This is a genomic window from Myxococcota bacterium, assembly GCA_041389495.1.
GTDB lineage: Bacteria > Myxococcota_A > UBA9160 > UBA9160 > UBA4427 > JAWKRT01.
The window spans coordinates 812,814-830,237 of the sequence record JAWKRT010000001.1 but is presented as its reverse complement, the minus strand read 5'-3'; the positions used below and the strand labels follow the sequence as shown (position 1 = coordinate 830,237).

Genomic DNA, 17,424 nt, shown 5'->3' with positions numbered 1-17,424 from the left:
CGCACCGTCGGTAGGGAGAACGCCGGAGCGTCGAGTTCTTCGCGCTCCATGCTCCCTGTTTCGCGTCAACTCGCGCACTTCTCGCACCGATGACCGGCGCGTTCTCGGCAGCACGCCGGCGACGACGGCGGAGGGGCGGATGAGCTCGGACCTGGACGACAATCAGGACCTCTGCATCGAGTTCGTCACCGAGAGTCGCGAGATGCTCGCGCAGGTCGAGCCGCTCCTCGTGGAGCTCGAGTCGACGTGCGCCTCCTCCGGCGAGCTCGACGTCTCGCAGATCGACACGATCTTCCGCGCCTTCCACTCGATGAAGGGCAGCGGCGGCTTCCTCAACCTCGACAATCTCGTCTCGGTGACGCACACGGCGGAGTCGCTGCTCGATCAGTTCCGCAAGGGACAGGCGACGCTCCGGCCCGAGCACATCACCGAGCTCTGCCAGGCGATGGACTTCGTCAACGAGCTGCTCGAGCACATCGAGACGCGGTTCGACGACGCCGGCTACGAGAGCGAAGCGGCTGCGATCTCCGCGCGGCTCGCGGCACTGATGGGCGCGAGCGAGCAGGCTCCGCCCGCGACGACCGCCGCGCCTGCCGGGCCCGCCGCCCCTGCCGCGCCCGCGAGCGAGCCCGACGCGGCGGACGCGAGCGACGGAGACCCGACGCTCATCACGCCCGAGATGCTCGAGGCGTTCGTCGCGGAAGCGTCGGACCGCATCGAGGCGGCCGAGCGCGCGCTGCTGTCGCTCGAGGCCGACCCGAGCGACGTCGAACACCGCGACATCGCCTTTCGCGAGCTGCACAGCCTGAAGGGCAACTGCGGCTTCTTCGGCTACCGCGACATGGAGACGCTCACGCACGCCGCCGAGAACGCGCTCGACGAGCTGCGCGAGAGCCGCCTGCAGCCCGACGCGAAGGTGACGGGTGCGCTGCTGCACGCGATCGACGTGCTGCGCACCGCGGTCGCGGAGCTTCCCGACGGCGGCGGTGCGATTCCCGAGCACGAGCGCGGCCTCGTCTTCGACCGCTCGGAGCCCGCGTCCGGCGCCGCGCCGACGCCGCCCGTGCCGTCCGCGCGCCCGGCCGCGCCGGTCGCCGACGCGCGCGCGAAGCAGCGACCGGAGCCGGCCGAGAAGGCCGACCGGGCGGAGGGCTCCGACCGGAAGTCGCGCGGCAGCATCCGCGTCGACCTCGAGAAGCTCGACGCGCTGATGGACCTCGTCGGCGAGCTGATCCTCGCGGAGACGATGGTCACCCACTGTCCCGACCTCGAAGGGCACAGCTTCGAACGCTTCCAGAAGGCGGCGCTCCACCTCAATCGCATCACGCGCAGCCTGCAGGACGTCGCGATGGCCGCGCGGATGATCCCGATCGGCCCGACCTTCCGGAAGATGCTCCGGCTCGTTCGCGACCTCGGGCAGAAGCAGCACAAGCAGGTCGACCTCGTCCTCGCGGGCGAGGACACCGAGATCGACAAGACGGTCGTCGAGGCGATCGCCGACCCGCTCGTCCACCTCATCCGCAACTCGGTCGACCACGGCATCGAGTCGCCGGACGTGCGCAGGGCCGCGGGCAAGACCGCGGGCGGAACGATCCGACTCGAAGCGCGCCACCAGGGCGGAGAGATCTGGATCGTCATCGAGGACGACGGCAAGGGGCTCGACCGCGACGCGATCCTCGAGAAGGCGATCGCGCGCGGCCTCACCGAGCCCGGCCGCGAGCTCCGCGACTCGGAGATCTTCCGGTTCATCTTCGAGGCGGGCTTCTCGACGGCGAAGCAGGTCACGGACGTCTCGGGCCGCGGCGTCGGCATGGACGTCGTCCGCCGCAACATCGAGGCGCTGAACGGACGCGTCGACATCGCGAGCGAGATCGGCAAGGGGACGGCGATCACGATCCGCCTCCCGCTCACGCTCGCGATCATCGAAGGCATGCTCGTTCGCGTCGGCGAGTCGATCTACACCTTCCCGCTGCTCGCGATCCGCGAGTCGATCCCGATCACGCAGGACGACGTCTCGGTGCTCACGGACGGCCAGGAGATGGTGCACGTCCGGGGTCGACTGCTCCCGATGGTGCGGCTCCACCGCTATCACGGGATCGAGTGCGAGGCCGAGCGGCTCGAGGACGGCATCGTCATCGTGGTCGAGGGCGACCAGACCTTCTGCGTCTGGGTCGACGAGATCATCGGGCAGCGCCAGACGGTGATCAAAGCCCTGCCCACGTATCTCGGGCACATCCGCGGCGTGTCCGGGTGCTCGATCCTCAGCAACGGCGACATCAGCTTCATCCTCGACGTCCAGTCCGTGCAGTCCCAGTGGGCACCGCACGCATGACGACGTCGCGCCATCCGGAGACCGCATGACTGCCATCGAGCCGAGCGTGGGAGGCGCATACGGACGCGTCGATCCGCCCGACGACGTCGCGCTGCGCGAGCAGTTCCTCACCTTCGAGATCGCCGGCGAGACCTACGGCGTCGCGCTCTCGAGCGTCGACGAGATCATCGGCTTCCAGCGCATGACCGTCGTGCCGGACGCGGCCGGCGCCGTCGTCGGCGTCATCAACCTGCGCGGCACCGTGGTGCCGGTCGTCGACGTCCGCCGGCGCTTCGGCATGGAGGCGCGCGAAGTCGACGAGCGCACCTGCATCATCGTCGTCCACGTCCGCGACGAGAGCATCGGACTCCTCGTCGACACCGTCTCCGAGGTCGTCGACGCGCCGGCCGCCGCGATCGAGAAGGCGCCGCGCAGCGCCGCCGACCCGTCGGCGACGTCGATGATCCGCGGCCTCGTGCGGGTGGAGGACGACGTGAAGATCCTGCTCGACGTCGAGCGCCTGCTCTTCGACGACGTCGACGGAGAGGCACCCGGCGAGCACGAGGAGAAGCGAGCATGAGCCCGTTCGGAAAGTGGCTGGAGTCGACCGGAGCGACGACCGGACTCCCGGCTTCGTGGGTCGAGACGATGATCGAGGACGCCCCGGTGAACATGATGTTCGCCGACCGCGACCTCGTGCTCCGCTACATGAATCGCGCCTCGCGCGAGACGCTGCGCACGGTCGAGCACCTGCTTCCCTGCACCGTCGACGAGCTGATCGGGATCTCGATCGACCAGTTCCACCGCGACCCGGAGCGCCAGCGGGGCCTGCTCGCCGATCCCGCGAACCTCCCGCACGAGGCCACGATCTCGCTCGCCAGCGAGCGCCTCCGCCTGCGCATCCACGCCGTCCACGACGCGAAGGGACAGCACGTCGGTGCGATGGCGACCTGGGAGGTGGTGACGCAGGAGGAGAAGACGCGCGCGCAGGCCGACCACCTCGCCGACCAGCTCCAGGCGCTCGCGCGGGGTGAGCTGCTGGCCTCGATCGACGTCGATCCCGTGCCGAGCCTCGCCGCGATGAAGCAGAGCCTCGACACGCTGATCCAGTCGACGCACGACGTCGCGGGCGTCGCGCGGGCGATCGCGAGCGGCGACCTCACGGTCTCGATCTCGCCGCGCTCCGAGCGCGACGAGCTGCTGACCGCGCTGAAGGAGATGGTCGCGGGCCTCGACCACGTCGTGGTCGACCTCAAGGACAACGCCGATCAGGTGACGCGCGACAGCGCGAGCGTCGCGCAGGCGAGCGAGAGCCTGTCGCAGAACGCCGCCGAGTCCGCCGCCTCGCTCGAGGAGATCAGCTCGACCATGGAGGTCATGGCGGGCATGACGACCCAGAACGCGGAGAACGCGAAGGCCGCGGTCGGGCTCGCCAGCGAGGCGCGCTCGACGGCCGAGGCCGGCGACGAGCAGATGCAGGCGATGGTCGCCGCGATGCGCGAGATCGACGAGGCGAGCCGCAGCATCTCGAAGATCATCAAGGTGATCGACGAGATCGCCTTCCAGACGAACCTGCTGGCGCTCAACGCCGCGGTCGAGGCCGCGCGCGCGGGCGTGCACGGCAAGGGGTTCGCGGTCGTCGCCGAGGAGGTGCGCAACCTCGCCGAGCGCAGCGCGCGCGCGGCGAAGGAGACGACCGACCTGATCGAGGGCTCGGGCCGCAAGGTCACACAGGGTCGCTCGATCGCGGAGAAGACGGCGGCTTCGCTCTCCGAGATCGTCGAGGCGATCGGCAAGGTGACCGACCTCGTCTCCGAGATCGCGACGGCGAGCCGCGAGCAGGCCGAGGGCATCGGGCAGATCAACAGCGGCCTCGCGCAGGTCGACTCGGTCACGCAGCAGAACACGGCCGCCTCGGAAGAGATGGCCGGAACGGCGCGCACGCTCGAGCAGCGCACGTCCGACGTCCGCAACAGCCTCTCGCGCTTCACGACCACGGCTCGCCCTCGGCACCGCGAGGCCAAGGCGCACGTCGAGCCGCCGCACCGGGCCGCGCCGCAGGCGACGCCCCGGGCTCCCGCCGCAGCGCGCGCCGCGACGCCGTCGCGCGGAGGGTGGGACGAGCTCGGCGACGCGTCGCCGAAGCGAGGTGCGACGGCGTCCTCCGGGATCGTGATCGCGCTCGATGACGAAGAGTTCGGTCGGTACTGAAACGGGCGACGGCCGCCCCGCGGCCGTCCGGATCGAGGAACCCGCATGACTCCGCACACGGATGACCGACGGCTCGAGCGCGAAGCCGTCCTCTTCGCGGCGCTGGCCGTCGCCGCGATCGCCGCGGCGACGGCGTTCGTCGCCGCGAAGGCAGGGCCGCTCGCGGCGGCCGGCCTGCTCGCCGCGCTGACGGCCGCGGCCGCGGCGGGCTCGCGAGTCTGGCTGCGCGCCGCGTTCACGCGCCCGCTCGCCGGCCTCGCCGCGCGCGTCGAGAACTCGGGGCAGAGCGCGCTCGACGCGGCGGAGGCGACGCAGGGCCGCGGCGTCGTCGGTCGGCTGGGGCGCGAGCTCACCGGGTTCGTCGACCGGTTCGTCCGGATGCAGCGGACCGTCGCGGACGCCTCGGCGCGCGTGTCGAGCGGGAGCGAGCGGGTGACGCGACTCAGCCGCGAGCTCTCCGCGAACTCGAACCGGTCGGCTGCGTCGCTCGAGCAGATGAGCGCGACGATGGAGGAGATCGCGAACCAGACGCGCCGCAATGCCGACGATGCCGAGCGCGCCCACGCGCTCGCGCACGACGCGAGCGCGCGCGCGCATCAGGGCAGCGCGCACATGAAGCGGATGGCCGAGGCGATGGCCGAGATCGACGCGGCGAGCGCGAGCATCTCGAAGATCATCAAGGTCATCGACGAGATCGCGTTCCAGACGAACCTCCTCGCGCTCAACGCCGCGGTCGAGGCCGCGCGCGCCGGCGAGCACGGGAAGGGATTCGCAGTCGTCGCGGAGGAGGTGCGCGCGCTCGCCGAACGCAGCGCCAGTGCGGCGCGCGAGACCACGGCGCTCATCGAGGGCAGCGTCCACAAGGTCCATCAGGGGCGCGACACGACGCACGACCTCGCGGAGGCGATCGAGGAGATCGTGCGCTCGATCGCGAGCGCGAGCGAGCTCGTGTCGGGTATCAAGGAATCGAGCCGCGAGCAGGCGAACGCGATCGCGCAGATGAACACGGGCCTCTCGCAGGTCGACGCCGTCACTCAGCAGAACGCAGCGAGCGCCGAGGCGATGGCGAGTGCGGCCGAGCAGCTCGAAGCCGAAGCGGCCGCGGTCCGCAACGCGGTCGGAGGCCCGTCCGGCGCGGCGCGCGCGACGAGCGGAGCGTCGCGAGCGGCGTCGCGCCGCGATGCGTCGGCGCCGCGCGACGCCGCGACGGCGAGAGCGAGTCAGCCGACGATTCCGGAGCCTGCCGCGCCGTCCGCCGGCTCGGCCTGGGGCGAGCTCGAAGCGCCCGCGCGGCCGGGCCCCGAACGCGATGCGAGCCGCGATGCGATCGTGATCCGCCTGGACGACGATGACTTCGACCGCTACTAGCGACGGCGCCGAGCCGAAGCGACCGGAGCTGTCGGACGGGGAGTTCGACCGGCTGCGCGCGCTCATCGAGGGCGAGTTCGGCATCGCCCTCGGCGCCGACAAGAAGCCGCTCGTGCTCGCGCGGCTCGGCAAGATCATCGCGACCGAAGGCTACGCGAGCTTCGACGACTACTATCGAGAGCTCGTCGCGAACCGGACGCACGCGATGCTGTCGGATCTCGTCGATCGCATCTCGACGAACCACACGCACTTCCACCGCGAAGCGGCCCACTTCGACTTCCTCGTGAAGACGGCGCTCCCGGACGTGATCGAGCCGCATCGCGCCCGCAACCAGCGCGACCTGCGCGTGTGGTGCGCGGCGAGCTCGACCGGCGAGGAGCCGTACACGCTGGCGATGCTGGTGCGCGACTTCCTCGGCACCGAGTACGCCTCCTGGCGCGCCGGCGTGCTCGCGACCGACATCTCGAGCCGCGCGCTCGACACGGCGCGAACGGGCGTCTATGCGGCCGACAACGTGGCACGGCTGCCCGAGCCGCTGCGCCGCCGCTACTTCGCGCCCGTCGCGAAGGGACTCCTCCAGGTCGACGCACAGCTCCGTCGCGACGTCGTGTTCCGCCGCTTCAACCTGATGAACGAGAAGCTCCCCTTCAAGCGCGGGTTCGACGTGATCTTCTGCCGCAACGTGATGATCTACTTCCGACCGGAGACGACGCGCGCGCTCGTGCAGCGCCTGTACGACGCCACGCTGCCCGGCGGATACCTGTTCGTCGGGCACTCGGAAGCGCTCGACCGTTCGTGGTCCCCGTTCGAGTTCGTCGCGCCCGGCGTCCACCGGAAGAGCAGCGCCGTCGCGGCGGCTCCCGCGGCGAGAAAGGGCTGAACGGGCCCCGCCATGGGAGAGCGCATCCGCGTCCTGGTCGTCGACGACTCGGCCCTCGTCCGCCAGATCCTCCAGAAGGGCCTCGCCGGCGATCCGGAGATCGAGGTCGTCGGCACCGCGGCCGACCCCTACATCGCGCGCGACCGCATCGTCGAGCTCGACCCCGACGTGATCACGCTCGACGTCGAGATGCCGCGCATGAACGGCGTCGAGTTCCTGCGTCGGCTGATGCCCCAGCACCCGAAGCCGGTCGTCATGGTGAGCTCGCTGACTCGCAGGGGAGCGCAAGTCACGCTCGACGCGCTCGCGGCCGGCGCCGTCGACTTCGTCGCGAAGCCTTCGAGCGACGTCGGGCGCGGCCTGCCGACGATGATGCAGGAGCTGTGCGAGAAGGTGAAGGCGGCCGCGCGCGCGGACGTGTCCACCTATCGTCGACGTGCGCCGGCCGCGACGCACCTCGTCGAGATTCCGGAAGCCGCCGCGAACCGCCTCGTGGCGATCGGCTCGTCGACCGGCGGCACCGAGGCGCTCCGTGTCGTCCTCTCGCGCTTCCCGCGCACCGCGCCCGGGATGGTCGTCGTCCAGCACATGCCGGCGGGCTTCACCGCGCGCTTCGCCGAGCAGCTCGACCAGCACTGCCCGATGGACGTGAAGGAGGCCGAGTCGGGCGACGTCGTCGAGCCCGGACGCGTGCTGCTCGCCCCCGGAGACCAGCACATGGTCGTGCGCCGGGCGCGCGGCGTGCTCAGCGTCGAGCTCGAAGCGAGCGACCGCGTGAGCGGACACCGTCCTTCGGTCGACGTGCTCTTCGCATCCGTCGCCAAGACCGTCGGTGATCGCGCAGTCGGGGTGATCCTGACGGGCATGGGGCACGACGGCGCGGACGGCCTCCTCGCGATGCGGCGCGCCGGGGCGCGCACGATCGGGCAGGACGAGGCGTCGTGCGTCGTCTACGGGATGCCGCGGTCGGCGTTCGAGCGAGGAGCCGTGGAGAGACAGGTCGGAGTCGACGACGTCGCGAAGGCGATCGCCGACGTGCTGGGCAGAGGATCGAAGTGAACGCAACCATCCTGGGCGTCGGAGAGCTCGGCGCGACGGCGACGGCGGGAACGTCGATCCGGACGTACGCACTCGGGTCGTGCGTCGGCGTGGTCGTCCTGCATCCCGGAAAGCGAGCGGTCGGCATGGCACACATCGCGCTCGCGGATTCGTCGACGAACGCGGCGAAGGCGAAGACCGCACCGGGCTACTTCGCGGACACGGGCGTCGAGGCCCTCCTCGACGCGATGACCGCACTCGGGTGTCCGCCTCGCGGAAAGGGCCTCGTGGTGAAGCTGGCCGGCGGCGCGAAGATCCTCGACCTCGCCGACTCGTTCGACATCGGGAAGAAGAACCTTCTCGCGGTCAAGAAGGCACTCTGGAAGTTCGGCCTGGCGCCGCGCTCCGAGGACGTCGGCGGAACGATCAGCCGAACGCTCGAAGTGTGCGTCGATTCGGGCCGCGTCACGGTGACGTCCGCGACGCGAGAGACGTGGGAGATCTGACGATGGGCACCGACACTCCGCCGCTGCGGCGAATCCTCGTGGTCGACGACTCCTCCGTCGCGCGCAAGATCGTCGTTCGCTGTCTCCGAGGGCTCGGCTACGACGAGGTCGAGTTCGACGAGGCCGAGCACGGCCAGGCCGCGCTCGACCTCCTGCGCGAGCGCGAGCCCGACCTGATCGTGACCGACCTCAACATGCCGGTCATGGACGGCGTCTCGATGCTGCGCCGCATCAAGGCGAGCCCGCGTCTCCAGCACATCCCCGTGATCGTCGTCAGCAGCGTGCTCAACGAGGCGCGCAAGCGGGAGCTCGTCGAACGCGGCGTCGACCTGCTGGTGGAGAAGCCCGTGTCGCCGCCCGATCTCGCCGCGGCGATCGAGCGCATCGAGAAGTGGGAGACGCGATGACCTTCGACGGACGACTACCGGAGGATCTCGAAGGCGCGCTGCGCGAGGCGTTCGAGGGCATGGCGTTCGCCGACCTCGCTCCCTCGCCGGACGGCGACTTCGACTGGGAGGCCCGCGGCCTGCTCTGGGCGCAGATCGTGGCGCTCGAGCCGCCGCTCGGCGAGATCGTGCTCGTGCTGCCGCCCGGCCTCGCAGCCGAGGTCGCCGAGGCGACGCTCGGCGAGCCCGCCGAGACCGAACGCGAGGTGCTCGACCTGCTCGGCGAGCTCTCCAATACGCTCGCGGGAACGTGGCTCGGCCGCGTCCAGCCCGAGGGCGCGCCGCTGCACCTCACGATCCCGAAGACCGGTCGCGGCGACTGCCCCCTCGGCAGTCGGCCGGCCCGCATCGGCGTGTTCGAGATGTCGGATGCCCGCTTCGCCGTCGCTCTCGTCGAGCCGAACGGCACCTCCGGAGGTCCGCGATGAGTCTCACGAAGCGCGAGCTCGAGACGCGGGTCGCGCGCATCCACCCCATGTCGGAGACCGCGCAGTCGATCCTGCGCGTGCTCGAGGACCCGAAGCGATCGGTGTCGCAGCTGATCCGCATCGTCGAGTGCGACGCGCCGCTCACGCTCCGCGTGCTGCGGCTCGCCAACTCCGCCGCCTTCGCGCTCGCGAGCGAGGTCGAGTCGGTGGCGCACGCGATCTCGTACCTGGGCGAGCGCGCCGTCGTCGCGGCCGCGCTCTCACAGGGGGCGAGCGAGATCTTCGAGACGCCGCTCGACGGCTACGCGTCGGAAGGAACCGGGCTGTGGTCGAGCAGCCTGCGCACGGCCGTCGCCTCCCGGCTCGTCGCCCAGCAGGCGGACATCGGCGTCTCGCCGACGCTCGCCTACACCGGCGGCCTGCTGCGCGACATCGGGAAGCTCGTGGTGTCGAAGGAGCTCGAGGGAAGCACGGCCGAAGCCGTCGCGCAGGTCGACGCCGGCGAGGCGCGCGACTTCTGCGCGGCCGAGCGCGACATCGTCGGGTTCGATCACACCGAGGTCGGATCGATGATCGCCGGCCGGTTCCGCCTCTCGCCCGCACTGGCGGAGGTGATCCGTCACCACCACGCGCCGTCGGAGGCGAGCGCCGAGCACGCGGGGCTCGTGTGCGCCGTGCACGTCGGCGACGCCCTCTCGATGATGCTCGGAGGCGAACCGTCGGCCGACAACATGGCCTACCGGCTCGAGTCGCAGGCCATCGACCGGCTCAAGCTCACGGGCCAGGGCATGCAGTCGCTCGCGGCCGCGACGCTCGACGAGTTCTCGCGCACGCAGGAGGCGTTCGGCTCCCGCTCCTAGCGCGCGTGCGCTCGTCTCAGACGATGCGCCCCTCGTGCCCCTCCCAGTAGGGATCCTTGAGCTTGCGCTTGTAGAGCTTGCCGTTCGGGTCGCGCGGCATCGGCGCGAAGTCGATCGAGCGCGGCCACTTCTGCTTCGCCATCTGGTCCTTCACGAAGGCCATGATGTCCGCGCGCGTCGCATCGTCCTCGGGCACGCCGTCCTCCACCTCGACGACGGCCTTGATCTCCTCGCCCGTGTCGGGGTTCGGGACGCCGAAGACCGCGACGTCGCGGATCTTCGGGTGCTGGTGCAGCACGCCCTCGATCTCCTGCGGATAGATGTTCACGCCGCCGACGATGATCATGTCGTTCGCGCGGTCGTTGAGGAACAGGTAGCCGTCGTCGTTGAAGTAGCCGACGTCGCCGACGGTGAAGAAGCCCTTGAGGCGCGCCTTCTTCGTCTTCGCGTCGTCCTTGTAGTACTCGAACTCGTTGTTCCCCATGCGCATGTAGATCGTGCCGCTCTGGCCGGGCGGCAGCTCGTTGCCGTCCTCGTCGAACACCCGGACCTCGGAGTTCGGCCAGGGCCGGCCGACCGTGCCCGGGTACTTGCGCCATTCCTGCGGGCTCACGACCGTGCCGCCGCCCTCGGTCGCCGCGTAGTACTCCCAGATCACGTCGCCCCACCAGTCGAGCATCTTCCACTTCGTCGCGACCGGGCACGGCGCGGCCGCGTGGATCATGCAGCGCAGCGACGACACGTCGTACTGCTTCCGCTCCTCCTCGGACAGCGCGAGCAGGCGGTGGAACATCGTCGGCACCATGTGGCTCTGCGTGACGCGGTACTTCTGGATGCGTTCGAGCGCGCCTTCGGGCGTCCAGCGATCCATCAGCGTGACGCCGTGACCCCAGTGGAGCGACGTCGTCGTCCAGTTGTTGACGGCCGTGTGATAGAGCGGCGCCTGCGTGATGTGCACGTGTCCGTCGTGCGGCTGCATCCCGAACAACAGGAAGAGCCCGCCCGACATCTTCGCGATGTCGTCGGGGTGCGCGTCGGGCAACGCGCGCCGCACGCCCTTCGGCCGCCCCGTCGTCCCGCTCGTGTAGAACATGAACGAGCCCGCGGAGAGCTCCTTCGGGCGGCCGCCGTCCTGCCCGGCGACGAGCTCGTCGAACGCGCGGAAGCCCGCGACGTCCCCGATCGCGAAGCGCGCGCTCTCGGGCAGCCCGGCCTCCTCGACCGCGCGCTGCGACTCGTGCGCGAAGCGCTCGTGCGTGACGTAGACCTTCGTCTCGGCGTCGCCGAGGATGTACGCGATCTCCGGCCCGACGAGGTGCCAGTTGACGGTCGTGATGTAGTAGCCGCTCTGGAAGGCGGCGAGGCACAGCGCGACCTGCTCGATGCCGTTCGGGAGCGTGGTGGCGATGTGGTCGCCGCGCCGGAGCCCGAGCGCGGCGAGCCCCTTCGACAGGCGGTTCGTCAGCTCGAAGAGCTCGCCGTACGAGACCTCGCGGTAGGCGGGGTCGGCGATCGCCATGCGATCGGGCGTCTCCGCCGCGATCGCCCAGAAGCCCGTCGTCGTCGTCATCGCTCGTGCACGCTCCTCATCGGCAGAGTGGCCGGGGTCGTGGCCGGCGCCGCGTCCGACCGAAGGCGCCCATTCAAGCACGTTCGAGGCGCGCGGCGCGTGGGGCGCCGCGCGCGGCGCCGCGCACGCGCGGCACGGGTATGCTCGCCGCCGTGACGCCCGCGGCCGACGACGACGCGAACGCACCCGACGCCGCCGCGCCGCCGACGCGGGCGCGCGACGGCGGCGCGCGCGCGGGCGACGCCATCGGGCCCGCCGCGCTCGCCCTCGCCTTCTTCGCGCTCGGTGTGCTCGCGAGCCCGGACGTCGGGGCGACGGCGGACGAGCTCGAGACGCTGCGCGCCGGGCAGCGGAACCTCGAGATCGTCGCGGCCTGGGTCGCGGGGCGGCCCGCGCCCGCGTGGAGCTTCCACGAGCTCACCGGCTACTACTTCGCGCTCGACACACTGCGCGCGCTCGCGATCCGCGCGCTCGCCGCCGCCGGGCTCGACGACGCTCTGCGCGCGCTTCACCTCGCACAGCTCGCGCTCGCCTCGGCGACGGTCTTCGCGCTGGCGCGCCTCGCGCGCGCGGCCGGTGCGAGCGCGCGCGGCGCGCTCTTCACCGCGCTCGCCCTCGCGACGCTCCCGCCCTTCGTCGCGCACGCGCAGAACAACCCGAAGGACCTGCCCGCCACGTTCGCGCTCGTGCTGGCCGCGCTGGCGCTGCTGCGCGCGGCGCGCGGCGCGCGCCCGCGCGACGCGGTGATCGCCGGCCTCGCGATCGGCCTCGCGCTGACCACGCGCGTCCACGCCGTCTTCGGGCTCGCGGCCGCGTGGCTCTACGCGATCGCGGCGACCGAGCGGCCGACGCGCCGGCACGTCGCCGCCCACGTCGTCGCGCTCGCCGTCGGGCTCGGCGCCGCGCTCGCATTCTGGCCGTGGCTCTGGCCGGCACCGCTCGAGCGGCTCACCGGCGCGCTGCACGACGTCGGCACCAAGGTGTTCACGATCCCCGTGCTCTACCTCGGGCGCGTGCTGCCCGCGAACGAGGTGCCGTGGCACTACCGGTTCGTGCTGCTGCTCGCGTCGACGCCGCTGTCGGTGCTCGCTCTCGTCGCGGCGGGAATCGCGGCGGTGCGCGCGCGCGGTGCGCCCGAAGGCGCGCGGCGCGCCGCCGTGCTCGGCTCGCTCTGGTGCGCGTGCTACGCGCTCGCGGAAGCGGTCGTGTGGTCGCGCTACGACGGCGTGCGCCACTTCCTGGTCGCGCTGCCCGGCGTCGCGTTGCTCGCGGGCGCAGGAGCAGATTGGGCCTGGGAGCGCGGTCGCGTCGGCCGCGTCGCGGCGCTCGCGCCCTTCGCGCTGGCGGTAGCGGGTGTCGTCGCCGTCCACCCGTACGCGAACGCCTTCCTGAACCCCGTCGCGCGCCTGCTCGCCCGCGGCCCGACCGACGCGACGTTCGAGATCGAGTACTGGGGCCAGAGCTACCTCGAGGCCGCGCGCTGGCTGGCGAAGCACGCGGAGCCGACGGCCGAGGTCGTCGTTCCGCAGTTCGCGGCGCTCGCAGAACACGAACTCGACCTTCCCGTCCGCGAGGCCGGCGTGCGCGAGTGGCGCGCGACCGACCGGCCCCGCTACCTCGTGGTGATGTCGCGGCGCGCCTACTGGAGCCCGCCGCTCGCCGACGTCGCGCGCACCGAGGCACCCGTCTTCGAGATCCGCCGCTCGGGCGGGCAGCTCCTCGCCATCTACCGCAACGCCGCGCCTCGTTAGTTTTCCCCAGACCCGCGTGCGGTCTCCTGCGTAGTCCATTGCGCAGAGGGGGCGCACGTCGCCGGCCCGCCCACCGACGGCGCGGACGGCGATTCGCTCCGCGCGCCCGCGACTTGCCTCGCCGCGCGCCGGTCGACGCGCACGCACGTCGACCCCCACGAAACCCTTTAGATCCCGGCGCGCAGGCCGATTGAAGCCCGGACGGAAGGGGTGCGCCGACGGCGGAATCGCGCCGTCGCGCGGGTGATGCATGAAGATCGGCGAGATCCTGATCGACGCCGGCGTCGTCACGGCGAAGCAGCTCGACATCGCGCTCGCCGAGCAGGCGAAGACCGGTGCGAAGCTCGGCGTGATCCTCGCCGACCTCGGCTTCACGACCGAGGACGCGGTGAGCCGCGCGCTCGCCGAGCAGTCGGGCGTCGAGCACGTCGACGTCGACGCGGTCGCGATCGAGCCGGAGGCGACGGCGCTCGTGCCCGAGGAGGTGGCGCGCCGCCTCCACTGCCTCGCGCTCGGCATCGAGGGCCCGACGCTGACGGTCGCGATGTCGAACCCGACCGACATCGTCGCGATCGACGAGCTCCAGCGCGGCACCGACCTGTTCGTGCGCGTCGTGTCGACCGGCCACCGCCAGCTCCTGCGCGGACTCGACCGCGCCTACGGCGGGAGCGGCGACAGTGCGCTCGAGCTCGCGATCCGCCGCGCCACCGAGGAGGTGGCGGGCGAAGGCGACGGCGAGCAGCGCGGCGGCATCGTCCCGCTCGTCGACGAGCTGCTCACGATGGCGGTGCGCCGCGGCGCGACCGACCTCCACCTCCAGCCCGACAAGCGCGTCGTGCGCGTGCGGCTGCGACTCGACGGCGACCTGCAGCCCGGCGCGACGCTGCCGGCGTCGCTCCTCGCGCCGGTGGTGGCACGCGTCAAGGTGCTCGCCGCGCTCGACCTGTCGGAGACGCGCGCGCCCCAGGACGGGAAGATCCAGTTCGCCTTCGAGAAGGGACGCATCGACCTGCGCGTGTCGACGTTCCCCTCCGTGCACGGCGAGAGCGTCGTCGTGCGCATCCTCGACCAGAACCGCCAGAGCTTCGCGCTCGATGCGCTCGGGCTCTCCGCGGGCGACGAGCACGCGCTGCGCCGTCTCGCGCAGCGGCCGACGGGCCTCGTCCTCGCCGCGGGCCCGACCGGCTCGGGCAAGTCGACGACGCTGTTCGCGCTGCTGCGCACGATCGACGCGGCGCGCCGCAAGGTGATCACGCTCGAGGATCCGGTCGAGTACGAGCTCCCGATGATCACGCAGTGCCAGGTGAACGAGAAGGCCGGGCTCACGTTCGCCGCGGGGCTGCGCTCGATCCTCCGGCACGACCCCGACGTCGTGCTCGTCGGCGAGATGCGCGACCCGGAGACGGCGTCGCTCGCGCTGCGCGCCGCGCTCACGGGCCACCTCGTCTTCTCGACGCTCCACACGAACGGGGCGATCGCGACGATCGGGCGCCTCGTCGACATGGAGCTCGACCGCTACCTGATCGCGAGCTGCCTGTGCGCGGTCGCTGCACAGCGCCTCGTGCGCAAGGTGTGCGCGCACTGCGCGGAGGAGTACGCACCCGAGCCGCACGAGCTCGAGAACGTCGGCCTGCCGGCGGACACGGTCGCCAAGTTCCAGCGCGGGATCGGCTGCGACCGCTGCAACGAGAGCGGCGTCGCCGGACGCGAGGCGGTGTTCGAGCTGCTCGAGCTCACGCCCGAGGTCGCGCGCCTCGTCTCGCGCGGCGCGCACGAGGACGAGATCGAGTCCGCCGCCGTCGCGCAGGGCTTCACCCCGTTCCGCACGAGCGCGCAGCGACAGGCGATGGAAGGCCGCATCCCTCTCGAAGAGGTCGCGCGGATCACGGCGGACTTCTGATGGCGGTGTTCACCTTCGAGGCGCGCGACCCGGCGGGACGGGTGATCCGCGGCATCGAGGCCGCGCTCGACCTGCGCGAGCTCGACCACGTCCTCGACGCGCGCGGTCTCGTGCTCGTGCGGGCACGCGAAGGACGCGCGCGGCAGTCGCTCGGCGGCCGCGGCCGCCGCACGCGCCTGCTCATCGACTTCGCCTATCACCTCGCGACCGCGCTCGACGCCGGCGTCCCGCTCGTCACCGCGCTCCGCGACCTGCAGGAGGACGGGCACAGCCCCATCGCCGACCTGCTCGACGACGTGACGCGCAAGGTCGAGTCGGGCACGCCGCTCTCCGCCGCGATGGAGTCGTACCCGGCGCTGTTCGGTCCGCTCGTCGTGTCGCTCGTCGCGGCGGGCGAGGAGACGGGCCACCTGCCCGCGATCCTGCGCGACCTCGTCCGCTACCTCGAGTGGACGGACGACCTGCGCCGCAAGCTCGCCGCGGCGCTCACCTATCCCGCGATCGTGCTGACGGGGCTCGTCGGCCTGTGCGTCCTGCTCACGACGGTCGTGCTCCCGAACTTCCTCGAGATCTTCGTCGAGCTCGACGTCGAGCTCCCGCTCGTGACGCGCGGCCTGCTCGCGTTCCAGGCGTTCATGGAGCAGTGGGGCCTCGCGCTCGCGGCGGCCGCCATCGCCGCGGCAGCCGTAGGCGTCCTCGCCACGCGCACCGAGTCGGGACGTCATCGCTGGCACGGGCTCGTGCTGCGCACACCGCTCGTCGGCCGCGTCGTCTCGATGATCGAGATGTCCCGCTTCTCGCACAACCTCGCGCTGCTCTACGCGTCCGGCATCCCGATCGTCCGCGCGCTCGACATGGTCGCGACGATCGTCCAGAACCGCGTCGTGCGCGACGTCGTGCTCCAGGCCGGCGACGCCGTGCGCCGCGGCAGGACGCTCGTCGACGCGCTGCGCAGCGACGGCCTCGTGCCGCCCATGGTCATGCGCATGATCGCCCTCGGCGAGACGTCGGGCGCACTCGACCGCTCGCTCGAACACGTCGCCACCTACTACGACCGCGAGGTGCCGGGGATCATCGATCGCTCGCTCGCGCTGTTCAACGCGGGCATCGTCGTCCTGCTCGGCGTCGTCCTCGGCGCCGTCGCGCTCGGCATCTTCGTCCCGCTCTACGAGATGATGGGGAATCTCAATGGGTAGCCGGCGCAGCCACGCTCCGCGGCGACGCGAAGCGCGTCGCGCCACGGCGCGCGCGCGCGGCGGCTTCACGCTCGTCGAGGTGCTCGTCGCCGTCGCGCTCGTCGCGCTGCTCGCCGGCGCGCTGGCGCCGCTCGCCGTGCGCCAGGTGCGCGCCGGGCGGATCGAGGCGACGCGCGAGCGCATGGACCGGCTCGTCGCGGCGATGGTCGGCGACGAGGCGAGCGGCGACCACGGCTACCTCGGCGAGATGGGCGCGATGCCGCCGTCGCTCGACGACCTCAACGACCCCGCCGGCAAGCCGGGGTGGGCGGTCGATCCCGCGGACGGGGTCGGCTACGGCTTCAACGGTCCCTACGCGCCGCGCGTCGCACCGGCGGGCGGCGCGATCGTCGACGCGTGGAACATCGCGTTCCAGTACGACGGCGCGACGCCGCAGCTCACGAGCGCGGGCCCCGACCGCACGTTCGGAACCGCCGACGACCTCGTGCGCCCCTTCCACCCGCTCGCGACGACGGGCGACCTCGTCGTCACCGTGCTCGGCCTGCCCAACACGGGCGGGCCGGCCGAGCAGCTCGATGCGACGCGCGTCGACGTGTGGGTCGCGACGTCGTCGGGCGGTTTCCGCACGGAGATCGCGGCCTCGGGCGGCGGCCCGTTCCAGGCGACCGGCCTGCACCTCGGCCTGCACGGCATCCGCGCCGAGGGAACCGGCACGTACACGGGCGCACCGTTCGTGCGCGACGTGGTGACGATCAAGCGCGGAACGACGAGCGCGACGCTCGTGCTGGAGCAGCCATGAGCGCGCCGCCCGCGCCGAAGCGCTTCGCGATCGCGCGCGCACCGCACCTGTGCCTCGAGGTCCGCGACGAGGCCGTCTACTGGGCGCTCGCGAAGGCGACGCGCGCCGGCATGCGACCGGTGGACTGGGGACGCATCGATCTCGACGAGGCGGCGCGCGG

15 protein-coding genes are annotated in these 17,424 nt (G+C 71.9%); 14 read left to right on the top strand and 1 reads right to left on the bottom strand.

All coding sequences use genetic code 11. The annotated features are described in order from the left end of the window. Positions 1-139 precede the first annotated feature (139 nt). The 10 genes from R3E88_03680 to R3E88_03635 are packed head-to-tail and all read left to right on the top strand — an operon-like array spanning position 140 to position 10,048. Entirely contained in the window at positions 140-2,332 is a 2,193-nt protein-coding gene (locus R3E88_03680) for a chemotaxis protein CheA (protein MEZ4215557.1), read from the top strand. Between the two features lie 25 nt (positions 2,333-2,357). Next, positions 2,358-2,891, top strand: coding sequence for a chemotaxis protein CheW (locus R3E88_03675; GenBank protein ID MEZ4215556.1), 534 nt, complete (start codon positions 2,358-2,360; stop codon positions 2,889-2,891). Continuing rightward, complete coding sequence (locus R3E88_03670) at positions 2,888-4,522, top strand: methyl-accepting chemotaxis protein (GenBank protein MEZ4215555.1); 1,635 nt, start codon at positions 2,888-2,890, stop codon at positions 4,520-4,522. Before R3E88_03675 ends, R3E88_03670 begins: the two co-directional genes overlap by 4 nt. Positions 4,523-4,567: 45 nt before the next feature. After that, on the top strand, positions 4,568-5,890 hold the full coding sequence (locus tag R3E88_03665) for a methyl-accepting chemotaxis protein (protein ID MEZ4215554.1): 1,323 nt from the start codon (positions 4,568-4,570) through the stop codon (positions 5,888-5,890). After that, positions 5,871-6,770: a CheR family methyltransferase gene (locus tag R3E88_03660; protein ID MEZ4215553.1), complete on the top strand. Its 900-nt coding sequence runs from the start codon at positions 5,871-5,873 to the stop codon at positions 6,768-6,770. Before R3E88_03665 ends, R3E88_03660 begins: the two co-directional genes overlap by 20 nt. A 12-nt stretch (positions 6,771-6,782) precedes the next feature. Then, positions 6,783-7,829 (top strand): chemotaxis response regulator protein-glutamate methylesterase, encoded by a 1,047-nt coding sequence (locus tag R3E88_03655; protein MEZ4215552.1) that lies wholly within the window; start codon positions 6,783-6,785, stop codon positions 7,827-7,829. Further along, positions 7,826-8,314, top strand: coding sequence for a chemotaxis protein CheD (locus tag R3E88_03650; GenBank protein MEZ4215551.1), 489 nt, complete (start codon positions 7,826-7,828; stop codon positions 8,312-8,314). The genes R3E88_03655 and R3E88_03650 overlap by 4 nt, the downstream gene beginning before the upstream one ends. Continuing rightward, positions 8,302-8,721 carry a response regulator gene (locus R3E88_03645; GenBank protein MEZ4215550.1) on the top strand — a complete coding sequence of 140 codons (420 nt, stop codon included), beginning with the start codon at positions 8,302-8,304 and terminating at the stop codon, positions 8,719-8,721. The genes R3E88_03650 and R3E88_03645 overlap by 13 nt, the downstream gene beginning before the upstream one ends. Next, positions 8,718-9,188 (top strand): chemotaxis protein CheX, encoded by a 471-nt coding sequence (locus R3E88_03640; GenBank protein ID MEZ4215549.1) that lies wholly within the window; start codon positions 8,718-8,720, stop codon positions 9,186-9,188. Before R3E88_03645 ends, R3E88_03640 begins: the two co-directional genes overlap by 4 nt. After that, positions 9,185-10,048, top strand: coding sequence for an HDOD domain-containing protein (locus R3E88_03635; GenBank protein ID MEZ4215548.1), 864 nt, complete (start codon positions 9,185-9,187; stop codon positions 10,046-10,048). The genes R3E88_03640 and R3E88_03635 overlap by 4 nt, the downstream gene beginning before the upstream one ends. 16 nt (positions 10,049-10,064) lie before the next feature. On the opposite strand, the gene R3E88_03630 is transcribed toward R3E88_03635, so the two are convergent. Beyond that, positions 10,065-11,618, bottom strand: a complete 1,554-nt coding sequence (locus R3E88_03630; GenBank protein ID MEZ4215547.1) for an acyl-CoA synthetase — start codon at positions 11,616-11,618, stop codon at positions 10,065-10,067. A gap of 152 nt (positions 11,619-11,770) precedes the next feature. Here R3E88_03630 and R3E88_03625 point away from each other — a divergent pair, with 152 nt between their 5' ends. The 4 genes from R3E88_03625 (at position 11,771) to R3E88_03610 (ending at position 17,264) form a co-directional block, all read left to right on the top strand. Continuing rightward, positions 11,771-13,369, top strand: coding sequence for a glycosyltransferase family 39 protein (locus tag R3E88_03625; protein ID MEZ4215546.1), 1,599 nt, complete (start codon positions 11,771-11,773; stop codon positions 13,367-13,369). 250 nt (positions 13,370-13,619) lie between these two features. Further along, positions 13,620-15,269, top strand: a complete 1,650-nt coding sequence (locus R3E88_03620) for a GspE/PulE family protein (protein ID MEZ4215545.1) — start codon at positions 13,620-13,622, stop codon at positions 15,267-15,269. Beyond that, the gene (locus R3E88_03615) at positions 15,269-16,465 is read left to right on the top strand and encodes a type II secretion system F family protein (protein ID MEZ4215544.1); all 1,197 of its coding nucleotides are present in this window, start codon (positions 15,269-15,271) and stop codon (positions 16,463-16,465) included. Before R3E88_03620 ends, R3E88_03615 begins: the two co-directional genes overlap by 1 nt. After that, positions 16,458-17,264, top strand: coding sequence for a prepilin-type N-terminal cleavage/methylation domain-containing protein (locus R3E88_03610; GenBank protein MEZ4215543.1), 807 nt, complete (start codon positions 16,458-16,460; stop codon positions 17,262-17,264). The genes R3E88_03615 and R3E88_03610 overlap by 8 nt, the downstream gene beginning before the upstream one ends. Positions 17,265-17,424: the final 160 nt, after the last annotated feature.